The following is a 22525-nucleotide window of genomic DNA, read 5'->3' as shown; positions in this document are numbered from 1 at the left end:
GCCGGTGCCGGGCCCGCGCGGCCGGTTCCCCGGCCCTCGTCGTCGGCGGCATCGGCCTCGGCGAGAGCGGCACGCTGCTCGCGCACCGCGCGGGCGTGCGGATCCGTCCGCGCGTCGTACGACAGCAGCCGTGGCAGGGCCAGCGCGAGCAGTCCGACGGCCGCCACACAGGCCAGGCCGCCGCCCCAGATCGACGTACGCACCGAGGTCAGCGCCGCCATGCCCCCCGAACGCAGCTGGCCGAGCTGCGGCCCGGCGGCGTACGACAGCATCTCGATGCCGGCCAGTCGGCCGCGCAGCTCGTCCGGGATGGTCTGGTGCCACAGCGTGCTACGGAAGATCCCGCTCACCATGTCGAAGGCGCCGGCCACGGTCAGGAACAGCAGCACCAGCCAGACTTGCCGCATCATGCCCGCCAGCGCCATCGCGGCGCCCCAGCCCAGCGCGGCGAGGACGACCGTCCGGCCGTGCCGGTGGACGCGCCGAGTCCAGCCGCTGGTGGCGCTCACCAGCAGCGAGCCGAGCGGCAGCGTGGCGTACATCAGCCCCAGCGACCACTCGGCGTCCAGCCGGTCGGCCAGGAACGGGAAGAGGGCGAGCGGGAACGCGAAGAGCATGGCGGTGAGGTCGATCGCGTACGTCCCCAGCAGCTCCTTGCGGCTCCATGCGTAGCGCGCGCCCTGCCAGATGCCGCTCAGCGAGGGTTTGCGCGCGTCGTGCGAGGGGGGCGAGGGTCGCAGGCCGCGGGCCAGCAGGACCGACACCGCGGAGGTCAGCGCGTCCAGGACGTACGCCAGCTCCAGCCCCGCCGCGGCGATCAGCAACCCCGCCAGCGCGGGGCTCGCGACCCCGCCGATCTGCCAGCGCAGGGCGTTGAGCGCGACGGCCGCGGAGAGCTGCTCGTGCGGCACGATACGGGGGACGAGCGCGTCCAGCGCTGGGCGTTGGACGCCGGTGAGGGCGCTGCTCAGCGCGCCGGCGACGTACAGCGGCCAGGTCATCGGTTCGGCCAGCACGGTGTTCAGCAGCAGGCCCAGCGCGACCAGGCCCAGCGCGGCCTCGCTCCACAGGAGCAGCTTCCGACGGTCCACGGCGTCCGCCAGAGCGCCGCCGTACAGGCCGAAGACGATCAGTGGCACGAGTTCCACCGCGCCCAGTGCCCCCACCGCGACCGGAGAACCGGTCAACTCCTTGAGCTGCAGCGGCAGCGCGACGAACGTGAGGAAGCTGCCCAGGACGGTGACTGCCCCGGCACACCACAGCAGCCGGAAATCCCGCGAGGAGCGCCAGGGGGAGAGGTCGGGGAGGAGCGTGCGGGGCTTCGTGGTCACGAACGGCCATGCTCCGGCGGGCGCTTCTCCGGGGCAAGGGATTTCCCGGTTGGTGGTCGGCGGCGGTGTTCGGCGGCATCGGTGGCTTGCGGTCCGGCGGGATCCTCGGAGGCGGCCCGGACGTGATCACGTTCACGGGCGCCATGCGCTCCCGCAGCCGTCCGGACTGGCAGGATCTGCGTATGACTTCAGCTGCTGCACCGAAGAAGGACCCCTGGGACCTGCCGGACGTCTCCGGCCTCACCGTCGGCGTGCTGGGCGGTACCGGGGACCAGGGACGCGGTCTCGCCTACCGGCTGGCACTCGCCGGCCAGCGGGTGATCATCGGCTCCCGGGCGGCGGAACGGGCGCACGAGGCGGCCACCGAGATCGGGCACGGCGTCGAGGGCGCCGCGAACGCGGAGTGCGCCGAGCGCTCGGACGTGGTGGTGGTCGCCGTGCCGTGGGACGGGCACGCCAGGACTCTGGGGGCGCTGCGCGCGGAACTCGCCGGCAAGTTGGTCGTGGACTGCGTGAACCCCCTCGGCTTCGACAAGAAGGGCGCCTATCCGATCAAGCCGGAGGAGGGCAGCGCGGCCGAACAGGCCGCGGCGTTGCTGCCCGAGTCCAGGGTGACCGCGGCCTTCCACCACCTGTCGGCGGTGCTGCTCGCCGATCCCGCGATCGACGAGATCGAGACAGACGTGATGGTGCTCGGCGAGGTACGGGCCGACTGCGAGGTCGTGCAGGCGCTGGCTGGTCGTATCCCCGGGATGCGGGGTGTCTTCGCCGGTCGGTTGCGGAACGCGCACCAGGTGGAGTCGCTCGTGGCGAACCTCATCTCGGTGAACCGTCGATACGGCGCGCACGCCGGCATCCAGCTCACCGACGTCTGAGCCGGCCGCCTACGGCCGCGGTCCGCTGCCCACCGGCGACGGGCACGGGGCGGGCGGGCGACCGGCATGAGGGACAATGGCCTGCGTACGCCCGCCCCCACCGTCGACTGGAGCGCGCCCCCATGCCCGCGTTGACCCCACCCAGACTGCCCCGCGGTCTGGCGCTCTACGCCCTCGTCGTCTGTCTGCTCGCGGTGGTGGCGGCCGTGGTCGCCTTCGCCAACGGCAGTTGGCTGGGCGTCGTGTGGGTGCTGTTGGCGGGCCTCACCTCGAACATGACCTGGTACTACACCCGTCGGGCCGGAAGCGGCGTGGGACCGGATCGGACGGAGTGACCGCGGACCCCGACGCCGCTGTGCCGCCGTCCGCCGAGCGGCGGCCCGCGGGGCGGCGGTCGCCCGCCGAGCGGCCCTCCCCGGCCCGGCCCGGGTCGTCCGTCGGCGGCTGCTGGCAGGATGGCCAGGTGCGTTACCGCTACCGCCTGTTCGGCACCACCCAGGCCCTCCGCCCGGACGGCACGGCCGTGCCGCTCGGCGGGCCGCGGCTGCGGGCGCTGCTCACCGTGCTCGCGCTCGCGGGCGGTGACCCGGTGCGTACGGACGCGCTCGTACGAGACGTGTGGGCGAGCGACGAGGAGGAGCCGGGCGATCCGCCGGCCGCCGTGCAGGCGCTGGTCGGGCGACTGCGGCGGGTGCTCGGCCGGGAGGTGATCGCCTCGGACGCGGCGGGCTACCGACTGGCGGCGGACCGGGACGCGATCGACCTCTTCCGCTTCGAGCGGCTGGCTGACGACGGCGCCAGGGCGCTCGCCGGGGGGGAACCGGACCGGGCGGCCGAACTGTTGGAAGAGGCGCTGGGACTGTGGCGGGAGCCGGTCCTGGCTGACCTGCCAGGGGGTGGCGGCAGGCTGGCCGTACGCGCCAGGGACCGCTGGTTGGCCGCTGACCGCAGTCGGCTGGCGGCGGACTGCGCGCGCGGGCTGGCGGAGGCGGCACTGCCGGAGCTGCGCGCGTACGCCGCCGCGTACCCCCTGGACGAGACCTTGCACGCGTTGCACCTGCGCGCTCTGCGGGACACCGGGCGGCGCGCCGAGGCGCTGGGGGCGTATGCCGGAGTCCGTAGCGTGCTGGCGGATCGGCTGGGCACCGAGCCCGGTGCGGAACTCCGCGCGCTGCATGCCGAGTTGCTGGGCACGGGTGATTCACCCGTTTCAGGCGATCCGGACGTTTCGGGTGATTCCTCCCCCGAGGTAGGGCAGGAACGTACGGCCGGGGAGCGTGTCGCCGAGGAGCGAGCCCCCGAGCCGTGCGCGGCTTCCCGGGCACATGTCCCCGGAGGGCCGGTACCGCCGGGGCGTGCGCCCGCCCCCCGCCTCGAGCCGCTGAGCCAGGACGGCCATCGCCGGAGCGAACAGCGCCGTGGCCCGGCCGGCGGACTGCGCCCTCGGCTCACCTCCTTCGTCGGCCGGGAAGCCGACCTGGCGGCGATCCGCGCCGATATGGCCGCCGCCCGACTTGTCACGCTGCTGGGCCCGGGAGGCGCCGGCAAGACCCGGCTGTCCCAGGAGGCGGCTGACTCCCTCGCCACCCGCCGGGCAGACGGCGAGCAGTCCGGCACGGGCCAGCCGCCCGCCGCTTGGCCGGATGGCGTGTGGCTGGCCGAACTCGCACCCGTACGGGACTCGGAGAGCATCGCGGAGACGGTGCTCGCCGCGCTCGGGGGTCGGGAGACCTGGCCGCCCGGCGGTACTTCGGAGGCCGGGCTGAGCGGCGCCACCGGTACTGGCGCGCCGGATCCGCTCACGCAACTCACGCAGCGCTGCGCCGGCCGGCGGCTGCTGCTCCTGCTGGACAACTGCGAGCATGTCCTCGACGCGGTGGCGAACCTGGTCGAGACGCTGTTGGTGGAGTGTCCGGGGATCACCGTGCTGGCGACCAGTCGGGAGCCGTTGGGCGTGCCCGGCGAGGCCGTCCGCCCGGTCGAACCGCTGCCCGATCCGGTGGCGCTACGGCTCCTCGCGGACCGGGGCGCCGCCGCACGCGCCGGGTTCCGTGTCGCGGACGACCCGGACGCCTGCGCGGAGATTTGCCGGCGGCTGGACGGTCTGCCGCTGGCCATCGAGCTGGCGGCGGCGCGGCTTCGGGCGCTCACTCCCCGACAGCTCGCCGATCGGCTCGACGATCGGTTCCGGCTGTTGACCGGCGGCAGTCGGACGGTGCTGCCGCGGCAGCAGACGCTGCGGGCGGTCGTGGACTGGTCCTGGGAACTGCTGGACGCGACCGAGCGGGCGGTGTTGCGGCGCCTGTCGGTCTTCTCCGGCGGCTGCGAGCTGGAGCAGGCGGAGCTGGTCTGCGCGGACGACGGCCTGGACGAGAGCGGGGACGGCGGCATCGAACAGCGCGACGTGCCGGCGCTGTTGGGGGCCCTTGTCGACAAGTCGCTGGTCCTGGCGAACCCCCTGCCCGCCGGAGGGATGCGCTACCACCTGCTGGAGACCGTGGGTGAGTACGCGCGCGAACGCCTCGTCGCGGCCGGGGACAAGCAGGTGACCGAGCGACGACACCTGGTGGCCTACCGGGAGCTGGCCCGTACGACCGACCCGCTGCTGCGCGGGCCGCGCCAGCGGGAACTGCTGGCGCGGCTGGAGCGGGACCACGACAACATCCGTACCGCGCTGCGCCGTTCGGTGGTCGCCGGGGACGAGGACGAGGCGCTGTGCCTCGTGCTCTCCACTCACTGGTTCTGTGAACTCCGCGGCTACCGCACCGATTCGGCGGCTTGGGCGAAGGCCGCCGCGGCACTGGGCCCGAACCCGTTCCAGCGGCCGATCCGGCCCGCGCCCTCGCTGCGGCAGCGGTGCACGGCGATCCCGCCGCCGATGACGCCGGAGTGTCTGTGGGAGGCCAGACGAGAGGTCTGGATCATCCAGTTCGCCGCCGTACTGCCGGACCGGGCCGGTATCGACTCCACCCAGACCCGGGACCAGTTGCGGGCCCTGTCCGAGAGCTACCGGCCGGGCCAGCCGCAGGTCTGCCGTCCCCCCGCCGCCTCCTGGTTCTTCTCCATGGTCCTGCTCGGCGACCACCAGAGGCTCGACGAGGTGCTGGCGGCCTCTGTGCGTGGCTGTCGGGAGTCGGGCGACACCTGGGAGCTGGCGATGCTGCTCCAACTGCGCGGCAAGATGCTCAACGACCATCCCGACGCGCTCGCGCAGTCGGCACGAGACGCCGAGGAGAGCCTGGAGCTGTTCACCGGGCTCGGCGACCAGTGGGGTGTCGCGGAGGCGCTGACGGGTCGCGGGAAGACCCGGGAGCGGCGCGGCGACCTGGCGGGGGCGGCGGCGGACTATCGCGAAGCCGCCGTCATCGCGGAGGAGTTGGGCGCGCAGTCGCATGTCCCCATGCTGCGGGCGCGGCTGGCGGGCGTGCTGTTGGAGTCGGAGGACGCCTCGATCGGGGAGGAAGGCGAGGACGGCGAGCGCATGCTCTTCGAAGCCATCGAGATGGGTGAGCGCTCCGGAGGCGAGCTGGGGCACTTCGAGCGGGTGGGCCTCGCCATCCGTCTGGGCCGCAGCGGCCGGCTCGACGAGGCGCGCAGACAACTCGACGCGCTGCGGGAGCATTCCCGGGAGACCGCTCCGTCGTTCATTCTCGGCATGATCGACGGTATGGACGGCTGGATGGAGGTACGCGCCGAGAACCCGCGGCGGGCCCTGGTGAAGCTGCGCAGCGCGATCGCGCGGACCCGGGACGACCCACTGACCCAGATCGTCGCCCCGCACCTCACCGCCTGGTGGCTGGCCTCCGTGGCGGAGGCGCTGGCGACCGTCGGCCGGACGGAGACCGCCGCGCGGCTGCTCGGTGCGTACGACACACACGGCACCGGCGCCGGCACCGTACCGGTGGTGGCCCGGGAGAGCCGGAGTCGTGCCGAGCGGTCCGTACGGGCGGCGCTGGGGGACGCGCACTATCAGCGGTTGTACGACGAGGGCGGTGGGCTGTCCCTTACGGACGCCACCGCCCTGGCCGACTGACCTCCGCCGTACGCCGGCGGGCACGCTTCGCCGGATGGACCCGGTCCGCCCGCGGGAGCTCAGGTCCGCTTGCGGAAGCGGACGATCGCCAACGGCATGATCACCGCAATGATGCCTACCGACCAGATGACCGCCCACATCACCGGGTTCGCCACCTCTCCGGTCCCCATGGTCAGGGCCCGGTTGGCATCGGCCACATGGGTCAGCGGGTTGAACTTGGTGAACGTCTCCATCCACGCGGGCATCGTGTCGGTCGGCACGAACACCGAGGAACCGAACTGCAGCGGCGTCGTCACCAGGAAGGACACGCCCTGGACGGCCTGGGCCGTACGCATCGTCAGGCCCATCAGCATGAAGACCCACAGCAGCGAGGTGCCGAAGAACAGCGTCAGGCCCATCGCGGCGCCCAGCTCCATCCACCGGCCCTCGATGTCCATGCCGACCAGGAAGCCCACGATCACCAGCACGACCAGCGAGAGCAGCAACCGGCACATCTCCACCAGGCACTTGGCGACCAGCACCGAGGCGCGGGCGATCGGCATGGCCCGAAACCGGTCCATGATGCCCTTGCGGGAGTCCTCGTTGATGCCGGTGCCGACGGACATGGCCATCGTGAGGCTCATCATGGCCATGATGCCGGGCACGAGGTAGTTGGTGTACGCGTCCCGGTTCTCGCTGGCGGACTCCGGGCTCCCGCCGCCCATGGCGCCACCGAAGACGTATACGAAGAGCAGCGTGAAGACGATGGGAATCATCAGCGAGTCCATCATCAACTCGGGGTGCTGCTTGATCTGTACGGCGTTCCGGCGGGCCAGCGCACCGGTGTGCCGCAGATTGGCGCGCAGGCCGATGCGCCCGCCGTCGTTCCCGCGCGCGCGGGAACGCTGCGGCGCCGCGGTCGTCGGCGTCTGCGGCGCCATGGTCGGGGTGGTCACGCCACTGCCTCCTGGTATCCGGAGCCCGCGCCCTGGGGCCCCGATCCTGGGGGCCCGGCGTCCTGGCTGTCTGTCTTCTGGCCGGTCAGCGCCAGGAACACCTCGTCCAGGCTGGGCAGATGGGTGGCGATGTCCGCGATCGGATAGTTGTAGTAGCCCAGCACCCTGACGATGCCGGACAGTTGCTCGTCACTGACGATCGGCACGGTCGCCACGCCCTGTGCCTCGTCGGCGACCGTGCCCGCCAGACCGTAGTGCGTGAGGACGCCCACCAGATGCTGGAGGTGCTGCGGCACCGCCGGGCGGATGACCAGCATCCGTTGCCCGACCCGGGCCTTCAGATCGGCGATCCGACCCTCCGCGATGACCTTGCCGTGGTCGATGACCGTCAGCTCGTCGGCGAGGTACTCCGCTTCCTCCATGTACTGCGTGGTGAGCAGCACGGTGTTGCCCTCGGCGACGATCTGCTGGGTGTGGTCCCAGACCTCCTGCCGGGTGCGGGGGTCCAGGCCGGTGGTCGGCTCGTCCAGGAAGAGCACCTCGGGGTTGCCCATCATGGAGGCGGCCAGGTCGAGTCGGCGGCGCATACCGCCGGAGTACTTCATGATCGGCTTGCTGGCCGCGTCCGTCAGCGAGAAGCGCTCCAGCATCTCGTACGCCCGCTGGCGCGCGCCGGAGCGGGAGAAGTCCAGCAGGCGCCCGATCATGTACAGGTTCTCGAAGCCCGAGAGCCGTTCGTCGACGGAGGCGTACTGCCCGGTCAGCCCGATCCTCCGGCGCAGCGGTCGAGGCTGCCGCGCGACGTCGTAACCCGCCACCGTCGCGGTGCCGCTGTCGGGCAGTTGGAGTGTGCAGAGCATCCGGACGAGGGTCGTCTTGCCCGCGCCGTTCGGCCCGAGCACGCCCATGACGGTGCCCTCGCGCACGTTCAGGTGGACGCCGTCGACCGCCTTGGTGTCCCCGAAATGCTTCACCAGCCCGCGAACCTCGACGGCGTTGCGACCGTGGCCGCTGGTGTCTTGTCGCATCATGCGCCCAATATGTCAGGCGCCACCGACAGACCTCCGACAGCCCTCCGACAGAGTGCTGTGCGGCCCGCCGTGCCTCCGCCGCACACGCCGGCGGTGGCACCCGGCTGGTCGGGACGTACCAGTGCGCACCCGGACGTACGCACCGGACGTACGCGGCCAGCCGGGCCGCTCGGCCGGTCAGTTGAAGCTGTGCTCCGCGAGCGGGAACCGGCCGTCCGCCACCTCCGCGGCGAACGCCTGCGCCGCCCCGCCCAGGGTCTCTCGCAGCTGGGCGTACTGCTTGGTGAACCGTGGCAGCCTGCCCGGGGTGAGCCCCGCCATGTCCGTCCACACCAGGACCTGCGCGTCACAGTGCGGGCCGGCGCCGATACCGATGGTGGGCACCTGGAGCGCCTGGCTGACCTCGTCCGCCAGCTGGGCCGGCACCATCTCCAGTACCACGGCGAAGGCGCCCGCCTGTTGCGCGGCCTTGGCGTCCCGCAGCAGCTCGTGCGCGTCCTGCTCGTTGCGGGCCTGCACCCGGTAGCCCATCGAGTTCACCGACTGCGGGGTGAGCCCGAGATGGGCCATCACCGGTATGCCCGCCGAGGCCAGCAGCTCGGTCTGGGCCAGGGAACGCTCGCCGCCCTCCAGCTTCACCGCGCCCACCCCCGACTCCTTCACCAGCCGCATGGCGTTCCGCAGTGCCTGCGTGGGCCCTTCCTGGTACGCCCCGAAGGGGAGGTCGGCGACGACGAGGGCGCGCTTGGTGCCGCGTACGACGGCGGCGGAGAGCAGGGCCATCTCGTCCATGGTGACTGGGACCGTGGTCTCGTATCCGAGGTGGCAGTTGCCCATGGAGTCGCCGACCAGCAGCACCGGTATCCCGGACTCGTCGAAGACGGAGGCGGTCATGGCGTCGTAGGCGGTGAGCATCGACCACTTCTCGCCGCGCTCCTTGGCGGCGGCCAGGTCCCGCACGGTGACGCGGCGGTTGCGGGCGCCGCCGTACAGCGTGCTCGGTGAACCGGTGGCGCTGCTCCCCGAACGGACCGTGCCGGCGGTCGTGCCTTCCGGGGCTCCGGGCGGCCCGGGGGCCTGGGGGGTCTGGGCGGCCTCAGCGTTGGGTATCTGGGCAGGCGACATCGCACATGCTCCTTGACTGTCGTCTCGAGGCGCCCTGACGGCGTCCCCGGATCTCCCTGCATGCTGGCACGTCGCCGGTGGCCCTGGGAAGGGTGTCAGGCACGCGCCCAGACCGGGCTCGCCGGCACCACTGTCGCCCTGACGTGTACGGTCGCCGCGATCCCGGAACTGGACGAGGGCATCGTTCGTCCTGTCTGGGTACGGCTGGGAAGATCCACGGCTGGGAACATCAGAGCGCTGCTGGCAGGATCGGCTCGCGCCGTTTGGCCGACGGCGGGGCGGAGGTTGGGGCGCGTGCCGGCACGTACCGGCGGGGCGGCACCATCGCCTAGCGTTTCCCACGCAGCAGCACGGTGAATGAGGACGGCGGATGTCGCGGGTGCACATGACGGATGCGGGGGAGACATATCACGGCCAGCCGGGCCCCGAGCGTTCGGCTGGCCGGCTGCGGCGGATGGCCCGTGGCTGGGGCGGTGAGGACCGGTGGCGGCGCGGGTGGCTGCTCGCGGTGGTCGCGGTGGCGCTGGCGCTCGCCCTGCTGCTGCATTCGGAGGTGCCGAACGCGGTCGGGAACCTCGGCTCCCTCTGGGAGACGTTCCTGCCCTGGGGCGGCCTGCTGGTGCCGGTGCTGCTGGTGGGTGCGCTGATCCGGCGCTCCGTGGTGGCCCTGGTCGCGCTGCTGGTGCCGGCGATCGCCTGGCTGAACCTGTTCGGCGGGCTGCTCTCGGACCGCACGGGCGGCACGGGCGATCTCACCGTGCTCACTCACAACGTGAGCGCCGACAATCCGGACCCGGTTGGCACCGCTCGACAGCTCGCAGCCTCGGACGCCGACGTCATCGCCCTGGAGGAGGTGGCGACGGACCGGGTCGAGGTGTACGAGAAGCAGCTCGCGAAGGCGTACCCGTACCACGATGTCCAGGGCACCGTCGGGCTCTGGAGCACCTATCCGCTCGAGGACAGCGAGCACGTGGACATCGGCATGGGCTGGAAGCGGGCGTTGCGGGCGACGGTGCGTACCCCGGACGGCGAGGTCGCGGTCTACGCCGCCCACATGCCCTCGGTGCGGGTGCAGTTCCGCTCCGGGTTCACCGCCGAGCAGCGGGACCGGAGCGCGGAGATGCTCGGGCGGCGGATCGCCGCGGAACCAGTGCACGACGTCGTGCTGCTCGGCGACCTCAACGGCACCATGAACGACCGGGCGTTGGCGCCGATCACCGCACAGATGCGCTCCACCCAGGGCGCGAGCGGCGAGGGGATGGGCTTCAGCTGGCCGGCCGACTTCCCCATGGCACGGATCGACCAGATCATGGTGCGGGGGCTCGAGCCCGAGTCGTCCTGGACGATGAAGGGTACGGGCAGCGACCATCTTCCGGTGGCGGCCTCGCTGAACTTCCCGTAGGCGCCCGGGGGACGGCTGCTGACCGCTTGGCGCGAGGTGCGGTCACGGGGTGGCCCTTCAGCGTCGGCCGTCGGACTCCCGCCAGCGGTTGGTGAGCGGCAGCCGCCGGTCCTTGCCGAAGCCCTTGGCCGAGATCTTGGTGCCGGGTGGGTACTGCCGGCGTTTGTACTCGGCCCGGTCCGTCATCCGCAGGACGCGAGTGACCACTTCGGTGTCGAAGCCCTCGGCGACGATCTCGTCGTGCCCGCGGTCCTGGTCGACGTACCGCTCGAGGACGCGGTCGAGCACCTCGTAGTCCGGCAGGGTGTCACTGTCGACCTGGCCCGGGCGCAGTTCCGCGCTGGGCGGCTTCGTGATCGAGTTCTCCGGGATCGGCGGGGTGTGGCCACGCTCGACAGCGGCCTTGTTGCGCCACTTCGCCAGGGCGAAGACCGTGCTCTTGTACACGTCCTTGATGGGGCCGTACGCACCCACCGAGTCGCCGTAGAGCGTGCTGTATCCACAGGCCAGTTCGGACTTGTTGCCGGGGGCCAGCACGATGTGGCCCTCCTGGTTGGAGAGCGCCATCAGGAGCGTGCCGCGCAGTCGTGACTGGAGGTTCTCCTCGGCGAGTCCGGTGAGGACGAGCGACTCCATGTACGCGTCGAACATCGGGGCGATGGGGACCGTACGCAGGTTGAGCCCGGTGCGCCGCGCGAGGTCCTCAGCGTCGCTTCGGGAGTGTTCCGAGGAGTAGCGGGACGGCATCGCGACGCCGTGTACGTTCGCCGCGCCCATCGCGTCACAGGCGATCGCGGCGACCAGTGCGGAGTCGATGCCCCCGGAGAGGCCGATCAGCACGGAGCGGAAGCCGTTCTTCGCGGCGTACGCGCGCAGCCCGACGACCAGCGCGGTGTAGATCTCCTCGAGGTCTTCCAGCCGGGGTGCCTCGCTCCCGGTCAGCTCCAGGGGACGCGGCGGCAGCGGCGTCCCGGACAGCGTGACGTGCTCGATCCGCAGCCCGTCGTCGACGACGCCGGCGGGTACCTCACCGGCGGCGGGCAGCTCCAGGTCCAGGGCGACGCAGCCCTCTTCGAACTGCGGCGCGCGGGCCAGCACCTCGCCCCGTGCGTCGACCACGATCGAGTCACCGTCGAAGACCAACTCGTCCTGTCCGCCGATCATCGCGAGATAGGCGGTGGTGCAGCCGGCCTGTCGCGCGCGCTCGCGCACCAGGTCGAGTCGCCGGTCGTCCTTGTCGCGCTCGTACGGTGAGGCGTTGACCGAGAGCAGCAGTCCCGCGCCGGCCGTACGAGTCGCCGGCACCCGGCCGCCGTCCTGCCACAGGTCCTCGCAGATCGCCAGCGCCACGTCCACGCCGTGCACCCGCAGGACGGGCAGCGTCTCCCCGGGCACGAAGTAGCGGAACTCGTCGAAGACGCCGTAGTTGGGCAGATGGTGTTTGGCGAAGGTGAGTGCCACCCGTCCCTGGTGCAGTACCGCGACGGCGTTCTGTGGGGCACCGGCGGGCTGTCCGTAGCCCGGCTGGGCTTGTGTCACCCGGTCGAGGTAGCCGACGAGTACGGGCGTCTCGCCCAGGCCCTCGTCCGCCAGCCGCGCGGCGAGGGACCGGAGCGTACGCCGGCTGGCCTCGACGAAGGAGGAGCGCAGCGCCAGGTCCTCGACCGGGTATCCGGTGAGCATCATCTCCGGGAACGCGATGAGGTGCGCTCCCTGCGCTGCGGCGTGCTGGCTCCAGTGGACGACGGCCTCGGCGTTTCCGTCGAGGTCGCCGACCGTGGAGTCGATCTGGTTCAGGGCGAGACGTAGGTGAGCCACGGGGCCATTTTAATCGTCTTCCTGACGCGATGTGGCACGTGGCCTACCCGTGCGTAGAACGTGAGCTACCGGTGCGTAGCTGGCGCCCATGCGACATTGACGTGAACTCGCCACGGTGGCCATGATGCCTTCATGCTCGAGCCGCTAGACCTCGACCCGGTGCAGCAACAGACGTACGAAGCGCTGGTGGACGGCGCGCTCACGGTGCCTGAGCTGCGTTCCGCCAGCGCGCTGGCGGCCACCCGGGTCAGAGCCGCCCTCGTCTCGCTGGAGGAGCTGAACCTGGTGGAACGGGTCAGCGGTTCGCGTGGCGAGCCCGATCGCTACCTCCCGGTGGCGCCTGACATCGCGTTCGACAAGATGCTGACCGCCCGCGAGGAGGAGCTCCAGCGGGCTCGGCGGCACGTGCAGCAACTGGCGGCCCGTTTCCGGGCGAAGGGCGATGCCCGAGACCCGATGGATCTGGTGGAGGTCGTGACCGGTCGGGCAGCCGTGATCCAGCAGGTCGATCAACTGCAGCGCAGCGCACGCCGGGAGATCCGTGGTGTCGACCGCCCGCCGTACGTCAACGGCGGCCCGGACAGGCGCGATCCGAAGACCGGAATGATGCCGTTGCAGGCACAGACCATGCGACGTGGAGTGGCCTACCGGGTCATCTACGACATGGAGGGTCTGGCGACCTACCACAGCCTGGACCAGGACATCGAAGCCTGCGCCGAACTCGGCGAAGAGGCTCGGGTGATGGCCGGCACGCCGACCAAGATGATGATCGCCGACGACCAGCTCGGACTGATGCCGCTGCGGGCCGCGCCGTACGAGGTGGCCAGCAGCGTGGTGGTGCATCCGTCCGGGTTGCTGGCGGCGCTGGGGGAGTTCTTCGAGGTGCTGTGGAAGGGAGCGTTGCCGCTCAGCGACCACCTCGCGGAGCGCGCGGGCGGCTCCGGCGCGGACCCGGAGTCGGATGACGCGCGGATGCTGGCGGTGCTGACCACCGGTCTCACCGACCAGGTGATGGCACGTCAGCTAGGAATCAGTCACCGGACGTTCCAGCGCAGGCTGCGGGACCTGATGCAGCGGCTCGGCGCCACCACCCGGTTTCAACTGGGCCTGCGGGCGGCGAGTCAGGGGTGGATCACGGGCGGTCCGGAGGGCCCCAGCAGTTGATTCACGAGCGTTCCTGACCGGCCGTCACCGAACGGGCCGAAGCCCAGGCGAGTCGCCCGGACTTGCCGTCTGAAATCCCAATCGCCCTTTTTCTCCGGGGGCTTGTCCTGATCGTGACCATGCTGTTGGCTTCTCGGCACACGCCCCCCCACAGGGCAACCCTCACAGAAGAAGGACGTATACATGGCAGCGAAGCGCAGGAAGCTCACCGTTGGGTTCTCCGCGGCGGTCGCCGCTGCGGCCATCGGCACGGTCGTCGCCCTGCCGGCGAACGCGGCTCCGCCCGAGGGAACGGTTGTCGGCGCGAAGTCCGACACCGCTGTCAAGGGCAGCTACATCGTCACCCTGAAGAAGTCCGCCTTCAAGGCCAACTCCGCGGATGGCAAGTCGGTCGTGGCCGACCACGGGGGCAAGGTGAAGGAGACCTTCACCCACGCTCTGAACGGTTACTCCGCTTCCATGTCCGAGCAGGAGGCCAAGGAACTCGCCGCCGACCCGGCGGTCGCCAAGGTCTACGCCAACCAGCAGCACAGCATATCCGGTGAGCAGGCCAACCCGGAGAACTGGGGCCTGGACCGGATCGACCAGCCGGAGCTTCCGCTGGACGAGAAGTACACCTACCCAGACGCGGGTGGTGAGGGCGTCACCGCTTACATCATCGACACCGGCATCCTCGGCACTCACACGGACATCGCCGACCGGGTGCAGCCGGGCTTCGACGCTGTCGACGGTGACGAGAAGCCGGACGACGGCAACGGCCACGGCACGCACGTGGCGACGACCGTCGCGGGTGAGAAGTACGGCGTGGCCAAGAAGGCCAACGTCGTCGGCGTCCGGGTGCTGGACGACCAGGGCTCCGGCACCACCGCCCAGGTCGTCGAGGGCATCGACTGGGTGACCGAGAACGCCAAGGGCCCCTCGGTCGCCAACATGTCGCTGGGTGGCGGCGCCGACGAGGCGCTGGACACCGCGGTGCAGAACTCGATCAAGGCCGGCGTGACCTACGGCGTGGCCGCGGGTAACGAGAGCACCGACGCCGGCAACTCCTCGCCCGCCCGGGTCAAGGAGGCCATCACGGTCGGCGCGACCGACAACAAGGACGCCCAGGCCGAGTTCTCCAACTACGGTGAGGTGCTGGACATCTACGCCCCCGGCGTGGACATCACCGCGGGCTGGAACACCGGAGACGACGCCACCGAGACCATCTCCGGCACGTCCATGGCCACCCCGCACGTAGTGGGTGCCGCCGCTCTCTACCTGGGTGCCAACCAGGACGCCGCTCCGGCGGACGTCTCCAAGGCGCTCACCGACGGTGCCTCGAAGGACGTCGTCGGCAACCCGGGCCAGGGTTCCCCGAACCTGCTGCTCAACATCGTCAAGTGACGACAGTGAGCTGACCCGGGGCCGTCGGCAGACGGACACGGGCGGGTCGAGCACAGCACGTACGTTCGCCCCGGCCACTCCGCCGACACTCCAGGACCGACCGCGGTCCGGCGAAAGCCGGGCCGCGGTCGGTGCGTTGGGGCACCCACGGGACGCCGGGCCGGCCCCTGACCGCCGCTGTTCCCGACGCTCAGCCACCCTGCTCAGGCCGTCGCGTCGCCGCCCGCCCCCGAGGGCTCGGCGAGCAGCCGGAACGCCGACGCCGTGTCCAGGGCGGCTCTCAGGAACGCCTGTTCCGAGGGGCGGTCCCGGGTCGAGGCTCGCCGCAGGACGGTGATCCGGCGCCGGATGGGATGCCGGAACGGGAAGACCTCCACCCCGGCGGGCCGCAGCGGAAGCGCCAACTCGGCGACCAGCGTGACGCCGAGACCCGCCGCCACCATCGCCATCGCCGTCGCCTGCTCGTCCACCTGGTGCGCGATGTGCGGGGTGAAGCCGGCGGCCCGGCACACGGACCACAGCGCTCGCCCGAACTCGGTGTTGGTACCGGAGGCGATCCAGGAACACGTGGCCAGCTCCGACAGCGCCACCGGGGGGCCCAGCACCGGGCGGTCCGTACGCAGCGCCGTGTCCGGTGCCACGTTGGCAGCCGTACCCGCCGCCGTACCCGCCGGGTGGCCACCGAGGTGTCCGCGCGGAGCGACGAGATGCAGCTGCTCCACCCCGACGAGCGTGAACTCCATCGCGCTGTCCCGTGACCCGGAGCTGGGCGCGTCGGGATAGTCCAGCATGAACGCCAAGTCGAGGTCACCGTCGCGTACGGCCGTCTGCGTCTCCTCTGGTACGACCTCCCTGGTCTTGACCCGTACTCCCGGATGTCGCTCGCTGAGGGCGGCCAGGATGGGCGGCACGAGGGTGCCCGCGAGGGTCGCGAGCACGCCCACGGTCAGGTCGGCGGTGAGGGTTTCCCGCGCCCTCTCCAGCGCTATCCGGGCCCGCTCCTCGGCGGCCAGTACCTCCTCGGCGTGCTGCGCGAGGACCCGCCCGATCTCCGTGAGCCGTACGCGCCGCCCGACCTGCTCCAGCAGCGCCACGCCGACCTCGCGCTCCAGCGCGGCCAACTGCTGGGACACCGCTGAGGGCGTGTAGTGCAGCGCCGAGGCGGCTTCGGTGACGGTGCCGCACCGGGAGAGCTCGCGCAGCATCCGGAGTCGGTTCAGGGAGAGTTCCATTAACCGAAACTAAAACGATCGCTGAAGGATTTTCCAATAGACGTGAAGGAATTCGGCGGACGAGACTGCCTGCACAGCAAGAGCGGAACCGGCCGGTTCCGTCGCCTCGGCACCGAAGTCAGTCACCCCATCTGTCCCAGCGGTCACTCCGGTTCAGCGCGTACGTCCACCATGTCGGCAGGTCCGCGGGCGGCGGCACGAAGCCACACGACAGCCACGGCGGTCCCCGGCGGCACGCGATGGCCCCCAGCGGCATCGCTCGCACGAGTCCCCAGCAGCCCCATCCGAGCACCGGACGTCCGACCCGTGGTGGGAAGGAACCGCGGCGCGTCGGTGAACGACGATCAGACCTGTCCACGGGAAGTCTGTCAGCAGTCAGTCACCAGACAGTCACCAGAAAGAGGGTCACATGGGCAACACACAGCACGGCGGATACTCCCCCAACGTCACCCAGCTCGGCAGCGCTCCGGCCCCGAGCTGGCTCACCGACGAGAGCTCCGCGTCGGTGCGGGCCCTCGAGGGCCCCGCCTTCGAGGAGGCCGAGTACACGGCGCGACTGGACGAGCTGCGCGGTCGCATGTCCCAGCTGCCGCTCGACGCCATGCTGGTGTTCCGACCCTCCAGCGTGGAGTACCTCTGCGGTTTCCACACGGCGGAGACCGCGCCCCAGCCGCTGCTGGTCACCCCGTCCGAGACGCACCTGTACATCCCGGACCTGGAGGTCGGCAGGGCGCTGGCCAGCTCCCTCGCGGACAACCTGCACTTCTGCGGTTACGCGGACGCGCTGCGCGGCCTGGAACTCTTCCTCGCTCACGCGGCCTCCGTGCTGCCCTCGGGTGCGCGGGTGGGCGTCGAGGTCGGTCACCCCTCGACACCGCCGCGCGCGCTGGACCTCCTGCGCGAACACGGACTCGTGCCCGTGCACCCGGACTACCTGGTCGAACGGGCCCGGCTGGTCCTCTCGCCGGCGGAGATCCGCTGCGTCGAGGAGGCGGCCGTACTGACCCAGCGGGGCGTGGAAGCTGGCGTCGCCGCCACTCGGGAGCCCGGAGCGACGGACTCCTCGGTGGGAGCCGCGATCGCCGCGGCGCTCTACACCGGCGCCGACTCGCCCTCCGCCTGGGGCCCGGTCGTCGCCACCGGGCGGCGCGGCGGCATCCCGCACTCCAGCTGGGTCGGGCGCGAACTGGCCAGCGGGCCCACCTTCATGGAGTTCGCCGGCACCCGCGCGCGCTACCACGCGCCGGTGATGCGGACCGTCGTGCGGGAAGGGCCGCTGAGCGCCGCGGACCGACGACTGGCCGAGCTGTCACGTACGGCCGTCGCCGCCGTGCTGGAGACCGCCGCGGGTGGCGTCCCCGCCTCCCAGGTGGCCGTCGAGGCGGGCAAGGCGCTCGGCCCGCTCCCCGACGACGTCATGTTCCACCAACTCTTCGGCTACCCCGTCGGCTTGGCGCACAAGCCGCACTGGATGGACGGCGCGCCGTTCTACCTCACCCCTGACAACCATGAACCGCTGGTCAGCGGGATGGTCTTCCACATCCCTGGTTCCTTCCGCTCCTTCGGCAAGGCCGTCGTGGGACTGAGCCAGACCTTCGTGGTGGAGGAGCGCGGCACCCGCGCGCTCACCCACGGACCCGCGGACATCATCGAGGCGTGACCCCCGGACACGGGTCGCCCGGGCACGGGACGGCCATCCCGGAGTCGCCCGCGGCTGCGGGCGATTCGGCCCACCGGGCGCCCCGGCGCACACGTACGACCTGAGCCCCCGCGGTGGCCGGGCCCGCTCACGCGACCGGCCACCGCGGCGAGGCGGACGGACAGGAAACGATCAGGATGAGTCAACTTCAGGAGACCACCCCGACACGGGACGTCGACCACGCCACACAGCGCCGCGCGGTCACGGCCGCGATGATCGGCAACGCCACCGAGTGGTACGACTACGCCACCTACGGCTATCTCGCCGTGGTGCTGGGAGAGGTGTTCTTCCCGCAGTCGGAGCCCGGCCTCTCGCTGCTCGCCTCTTTCGCGACCTTCGCGCTGGCCTTCGCCGTCCGCCCGCTGGGCGCCTTCGTCCTGGGGCCGCTGAACGACACGATCGGGCGCAAGAAGACCCTCTCGTTGACCATCCTCACCATGGCCGTGGCCACCTGCGCCATCGGACTGCTGCCCGGCTACGACACGATCGGGGTGTTCGCGCCCATCGCCCTGATCCTGGCCCGGTTGGTGCAGGGCTTCGCCGTGGGCGGAGAGTACGGCGGAGCTTCCACCTTCGTCGTGGAGTACGCCCCGGACCGGCGGCGTGGCTTCTGGGCCAGCTGGCTGGAGTGCGGGGCGATCGGCGGCTTCCTGCTGGCGTCCGGCTTCACCACCGCGCTGACGTACGCCCTCTCGGACGCGGCGATGGAGTCCTGGGGCTGGCGCATTCCCTTCCTGGTCGCGCTGCCGCTCGGCACCATCGGCCTCTACCTGCGAATGCGGTTGACGGACACACCGAGCTTCAATGCCCTCGCCGAGGAGGACGCCGAGCCCGGCGCGCCCGTACGCGAAGCGCTGAGCGGCCACCGGATACGGGTGCTCATCTGCGGCGGCATCGTCATCTGCTCCAGCATCGGCACCTACGTGCTGCTCACGTACCTGCCCAGCTATCTCGCCGAGGACCTGGACATGTCCTCGGCGACCGCGCAGCTGCTGGTGTTCGTCGCGGGGGCGCTGCTCACCGTGGGTATCCCGTTCGGCGGCATGCTCTCCGACCGGGTGGGGCGCCGAACCATGCTGGCGGGTTCCGCCCTCGCTTACGTCGTGCTGGCGTATCCGGCCTTCCAGCTGATCCAGCGGGCCAGCTGGCCCAGCGCGCTCGCTGGCATCCTGATCCTGACCCTGTGCCACATCCCGATCCTCGGGACCACCACCGCCACCCTGCCCGCGCTCTTCCCCGCCCGGGTGCGCGGCACCGGCGTCGCCATCGGCTACAACGTCTCCTTCGCCCTCTTCGGCGGTACGGCACCCCTGCTGATGACCTTCGTCGTGGAGCGGACGGGAAACCTGAGCATGCCGGCCTTCTACCTCATGTTGGTGGCCCTGATCACGCTGCTGCCGGTGCTGCTGATGCCGGAGACCGCCCGAGAACCCCTCGACTGACCGCACCCTCGTCCGAAGCCCCCGCACCGCATCCCCGCTCCCCGTACCGCACCCCGTCTCACATACCCCGTCCCGGGAGGTCCCTGAGGTGAACGCGAACCACGACCGTACCGCCCCCGAGCATGTCGCCGTCGTCGGTGCCGGCATGGCCGGACTGGCCACCGCATGGTTCCTCCAGGAGCGCGGTGTGCGGGTGACAGTGCTGGACCGCACCGGCGTCGCCGCTGGCTCGTCCTGGGGAAACGCGGGGATGCTCAACCCCGCGTTCACGGTGCCGCTGCCGGAGCCCTCCGTGCTGCGGTACGGCCTGCGCTCGCTCCTGGACCGCTCCTCGCCGGTGTCCATCCCGCCGGCGGTCGACCGGCAACTCTGGTCGTTCCTCCTGGCGTTCGCGCGTAACTGCACCGCCAGCCAGTGGCTGCGCGCGATGGGCGTGTTCGCCGAGTTGAATCGTCGCTGCATGGAGGCGTACGACCAACTCGCCACCGGTGGCGTCAGCGCGCCGGTGAAGAGTGCCGACCCGCTGGTCATCGCCTGCCGCGACAGCCAGGACCGGGACCACGTGCTGGAGGAGTTCACGCACATGCGCGCGGGTGGCGGCGACGAGACCGACTACGACATCGTCTCCGGGGAGGAACTCCGTGCCCTCGAGCCGGTGCTCAGCGCCGAGGTACGCACCGGCGTACGGGTGCACGGACAGTACTTCATCAACCCGCCGGAGTTCCTGCGGACACTCGCCGAGCAGGTGCGCGAGCGAGGCGGGGAGATCGTCGAGGGCTTCGCGGTGTCCCAGGTCCGGGACCTCGGCGCCGGCCGGTCGGGCGGCGGCGTCGAACTGGTCCCGTCCAGCGCCACCCCCGCGGCCGACACCGTACGGGCCGACGCGGTCGTGCTGGCGGGCGGCGCCTGGCTGAACGCCCTGGCCCAGCCCTACGGCGTACGGATGCGGGTGCAGGCGGGCCGGGGCTACAGCTTCACCGTACGGCCCCGCGAGATGCCCACCCACCCCATCTACCTGCCGGGCCAGCGGATCGCCTGCAACCCGCTGGGGGACCGCTTCCGGGTCACCGGGAGCATGGAGTTCCGGTCACCGGACGCGCCGTTGGACCGGCGACGGATTCGCACCATCATCGACTCCGCGCGCCCGATGTTCTCCGGGATCGACTGGAACGACCGGCACGAGGAGTGGGTGGGCTCCCGCCCCTGCACCCCGGACGGGCTCCCGCTGGTCGGCCCCAGCCGTTCCCCCCGGGTGCAGATCGCCGGGGGACACGGGATGTGGGGCATGGTCCTGGGGCCGCTCACCGGCAGGCTGCTCGCCGACTCCATGACCGGGGAAAGCCGGTCGCCGCTGCTGCGGCACTTCGACCCGTTGCGCTGAGCGGTCGGCCGTACTCCCGTATCCCGGGGCGCACTCATACGCGTACGGTCAGGCGACCGTACGCGTCTGTCGCCGTCGGGCGGACGTCCGGCGGCGGGTGCGCAACACGGGGGAAACCGTGTGGTGGGATGCTCGGGTTGACCCGGTGCGTCTCAGGGCCGCGCCGCGCAGCCTGACCAGGGAGGATGGGTGATTATGGACAAGCAGCAGGAATTCGTGCTCCGGACGCTCGAGGAGCGCGACATCCGGTTCGTCCGACTCTGGTTCACCGACGTCCTCGGCTTCCTGAAGTCCGTCGCCGTCGCGCCGGCCGAGCTGGAACAAGCCTTCGACGAGGGCATGGGATTCGACGGCTCGGCCATCGAGGGCTTCGCCCGGGTCTACGAGTCGGACATGATCGCCAAGCCGGATCCCAGCACCTTCCAGATCCTGCCCTGGCGCGCGGAGGCACCAGGCACCGCGCGGATGTTCTGCGACATCCTGATGCCGGACGGCGCCCCGTCGTACGCCGACCCGCGATACGTGCTGAAACGAACCCTGGCCAAGGCCTCGGATCTGGGATTCACCTTCTACACGCACCCCGAGATCGAGTTCTTCCTGCTCAAGGACAAGCCGATGGACGGCCGCCGGCCGGTGCCGGCGGACTCCTCCGGCTACTTCGACCACACCCCCCAGCAGGTCGGGCAGGACTTCCGGCGGCAGGCGATCACCATGCTGGAGTTCATGGGCATCTCCGTGGAGTTCTCCCACCACGAGGGGGCGCCGGGTCAGCAGGAGATCGATCTGCGGTACGCCGACGCGCTGTCCACGGCCGACAACATCATGACCTTCCGGCTGGTCATGAAGCAGGTCGCGCTCGAGCAGGGGGTGCAGGCCACCTTCATGCCCAAGCCCTTCTCGGAGTATCCGGGCTCCGGCATGCACACCCACCTCTCACTCTTCGAGGGCGACCGTAACGCCTTCCACGAGTCGGGCGCCGAATACCAACTCTCCAAGGTGGGACGTTCCTTCATCGCGGGACTGCTGCGGCACGCGGACGAGATCTCCGCGGTGACCAACCAGTGGGTGAACTCGTACAAGCGCATCTGGGGCGGCTCCCAGCGCACCGCAGGCGAGGGCGGCGAGTCGCCCTCGTACATCTGCTGGGGGCACAACAACCGCTCCGCGCTCATCCGGGTGCCGATGTACAAGCCGGGGAAGACCGGCTCCACCCGGGTCGAGGTGCGGTCCCTGGACTCCGGGGCGAATCCGTACCTGGCGTACGCCGTGCTGCTCGCCGCCGGGTTGCGGGGCATCGAGAAGGGGTACGAGTTGCCGGCGGGCGCCGATGACGACGTGTGGGCGCTGTCCGACTCGGAGCGCCGGGCGATGGGCATCGAACCGCTGCCGCAGAACCTCGGCGAGGCCATCACACTGATGGAGCGCAGCGAACTGGTCGCCGAGACGCTGGGCGAGCACGTCTTCGACTTCTTCCTGCGCAACAAGAAGCAGGAGTGGGAGGAGTACCGCTCCGAGGTCACGGCGTACGAACTGCGCAAGTCCCTACCGGTGTTGTGAGGCTCCACGATCACACGCGGCCACGCGGGGCTACGCGCGGCCGCGTGGTGATCGCGGGGCCGGCGCGGCTCCGAACGACACGGCCGGGCGGCGACCCGTACAGCGAGAGGCGGAAAG

Annotated in this window: 16 protein-coding genes; 10 read left to right on the top strand and 6 right to left on the bottom strand. The window is 71.1% G+C overall.

Annotated features, from left to right (window positions below; all coding sequences use genetic code 11):
* A partial coding sequence (locus tag AN216_RS16375; protein ID WP_079166658.1) for an MFS transporter occupies positions 1-1331 on the bottom strand: 1331 nt, incomplete at its 3' end.
* 182 nt (positions 1332-1513) lie between these two features.
* On the opposite strand from AN216_RS16375, the gene npdG reads away from it, so the two are divergent.
* From npdG to AN216_RS16360, 3 genes are all read left to right on the top strand, one after another.
* A complete protein-coding gene (npdG, locus tag AN216_RS16370) occupies positions 1514-2206 on the top strand; it encodes an NADPH-dependent F420 reductase (protein WP_070197437.1) in 693 nt (230 codons plus the stop codon).
* A gap of 122 nt (positions 2207-2328) precedes the next feature.
* Entirely contained in the window at positions 2329-2541 is a 213-nt protein-coding gene (locus AN216_RS29730; RefSeq protein WP_070197422.1) for a hypothetical protein, read from the top strand.
* A 128-nt stretch (positions 2542-2669) separates the two neighbouring features.
* On the top strand, positions 2670-6239 hold the full coding sequence (locus tag AN216_RS16360; RefSeq protein WP_070197436.1) for an AfsR/SARP family transcriptional regulator: 3570 nt from the start codon (positions 2670-2672) through the stop codon (positions 6237-6239).
* Positions 6240-6298: 59 nt separating this feature from the next.
* Here AN216_RS16360 and AN216_RS16355 read toward each other — a convergent pair whose 3' ends face one another.
* The 3 genes from AN216_RS16355 to panB form a co-directional block, all read right to left on the bottom strand.
* On the bottom strand, positions 6299-7159 hold the full coding sequence (locus tag AN216_RS16355) for an ABC transporter permease (protein ID WP_070197435.1): 861 nt from the start codon (positions 7157-7159) through the stop codon (positions 6299-6301).
* An 11-nt stretch (positions 7160-7170) separates the two neighbouring features.
* Complete coding sequence (locus AN216_RS16350) at positions 7171-8205, bottom strand: ATP-binding cassette domain-containing protein (protein WP_070197421.1); 1035 nt, start codon at positions 8203-8205, stop codon at positions 7171-7173.
* A gap of 177 nt (positions 8206-8382) precedes the next feature.
* Positions 8383-9330 (bottom strand): 3-methyl-2-oxobutanoate hydroxymethyltransferase, encoded by a 948-nt coding sequence (gene panB, locus AN216_RS16345; protein WP_079166657.1) that lies wholly within the window; start codon positions 9328-9330, stop codon positions 8383-8385.
* A 454-nt stretch (positions 9331-9784) separates the two neighbouring features.
* Here panB and AN216_RS16340 point away from each other — a divergent pair, with 454 nt between their 5' ends.
* On the top strand, positions 9785-10732 hold the full coding sequence (locus AN216_RS16340; protein WP_070197433.1) for an endonuclease/exonuclease/phosphatase family protein: 948 nt from the start codon (positions 9785-9787) through the stop codon (positions 10730-10732).
* A gap of 57 nt (positions 10733-10789) precedes the next feature.
* Here AN216_RS16340 and AN216_RS16335 read toward each other — a convergent pair whose 3' ends face one another.
* The gene (locus AN216_RS16335) at positions 10790-12550 is read right to left on the bottom strand and encodes an NAD+ synthase (protein ID WP_107402005.1); all 1761 of its coding nucleotides are present in this window, start codon (positions 12548-12550) and stop codon (positions 10790-10792) included.
* A gap of 132 nt (positions 12551-12682) precedes the next feature.
* Here AN216_RS16335 and AN216_RS16330 point away from each other — a divergent pair, with 132 nt between their 5' ends.
* Both AN216_RS16330 and AN216_RS16325 read left to right on the top strand, forming a co-directional pair.
* Complete coding sequence (locus AN216_RS16330; protein ID WP_070197420.1) at positions 12683-13714, top strand: helix-turn-helix transcriptional regulator; 1032 nt, start codon at positions 12683-12685, stop codon at positions 13712-13714.
* A 183-nt stretch (positions 13715-13897) separates the two neighbouring features.
* Positions 13898-15097 (top strand): S8 family peptidase, encoded by a 1200-nt coding sequence (locus AN216_RS16325; protein WP_070197419.1) that lies wholly within the window; start codon positions 13898-13900, stop codon positions 15095-15097.
* 203 nt (positions 15098-15300) lie between these two features.
* Here the strand turns inward: AN216_RS16325 and AN216_RS16320 are convergent, their stop codons facing one another.
* On the bottom strand, positions 15301-16329 hold the full coding sequence (locus tag AN216_RS16320) for a LysR family transcriptional regulator (RefSeq protein ID WP_070197418.1): 1029 nt from the start codon (positions 16327-16329) through the stop codon (positions 15301-15303).
* Between the two features lie 409 nt (positions 16330-16738).
* On the opposite strand from AN216_RS16320, the gene AN216_RS16315 reads away from it, so the two are divergent.
* The 4 genes from AN216_RS16315 to AN216_RS16300 all read left to right on the top strand — a co-directional run bounded on the left by AN216_RS16315 (position 16739) and on the right by AN216_RS16300 (position 22408).
* Complete coding sequence (locus AN216_RS16315; RefSeq protein WP_070197417.1) at positions 16739-17989, top strand: M24 family metallopeptidase; 1251 nt, start codon at positions 16739-16741, stop codon at positions 17987-17989.
* Positions 17990-18165: 176 nt separating this feature from the next.
* Positions 18166-19470: an MFS transporter gene (locus tag AN216_RS16310; protein ID WP_070197416.1), complete on the top strand. Its 1305-nt coding sequence runs from the start codon at positions 18166-18168 to the stop codon at positions 19468-19470.
* An 88-nt stretch (positions 19471-19558) separates the two neighbouring features.
* The gene (locus AN216_RS16305; RefSeq protein ID WP_244502496.1) at positions 19559-20851 is read left to right on the top strand and encodes an NAD(P)/FAD-dependent oxidoreductase; all 1293 of its coding nucleotides are present in this window, start codon (positions 19559-19561) and stop codon (positions 20849-20851) included.
* A gap of 195 nt (positions 20852-21046) precedes the next feature.
* Positions 21047-22408 (top strand): glutamine synthetase family protein, encoded by a 1362-nt coding sequence (locus tag AN216_RS16300; RefSeq protein ID WP_070197415.1) that lies wholly within the window; start codon positions 21047-21049, stop codon positions 22406-22408.
* The last annotated feature ends 117 nt before the right edge of the window (positions 22409-22525 follow it).

It is taken from the genome of Streptomyces oceani (assembly GCF_001751245.1).
Classification (GTDB): Bacteria; Actinomycetota; Actinomycetes; order Streptomycetales; family Streptomycetaceae; genus Streptomyces; species Streptomyces oceani.
This window is presented reverse-complemented; position numbering and strand designations above follow the sequence as displayed.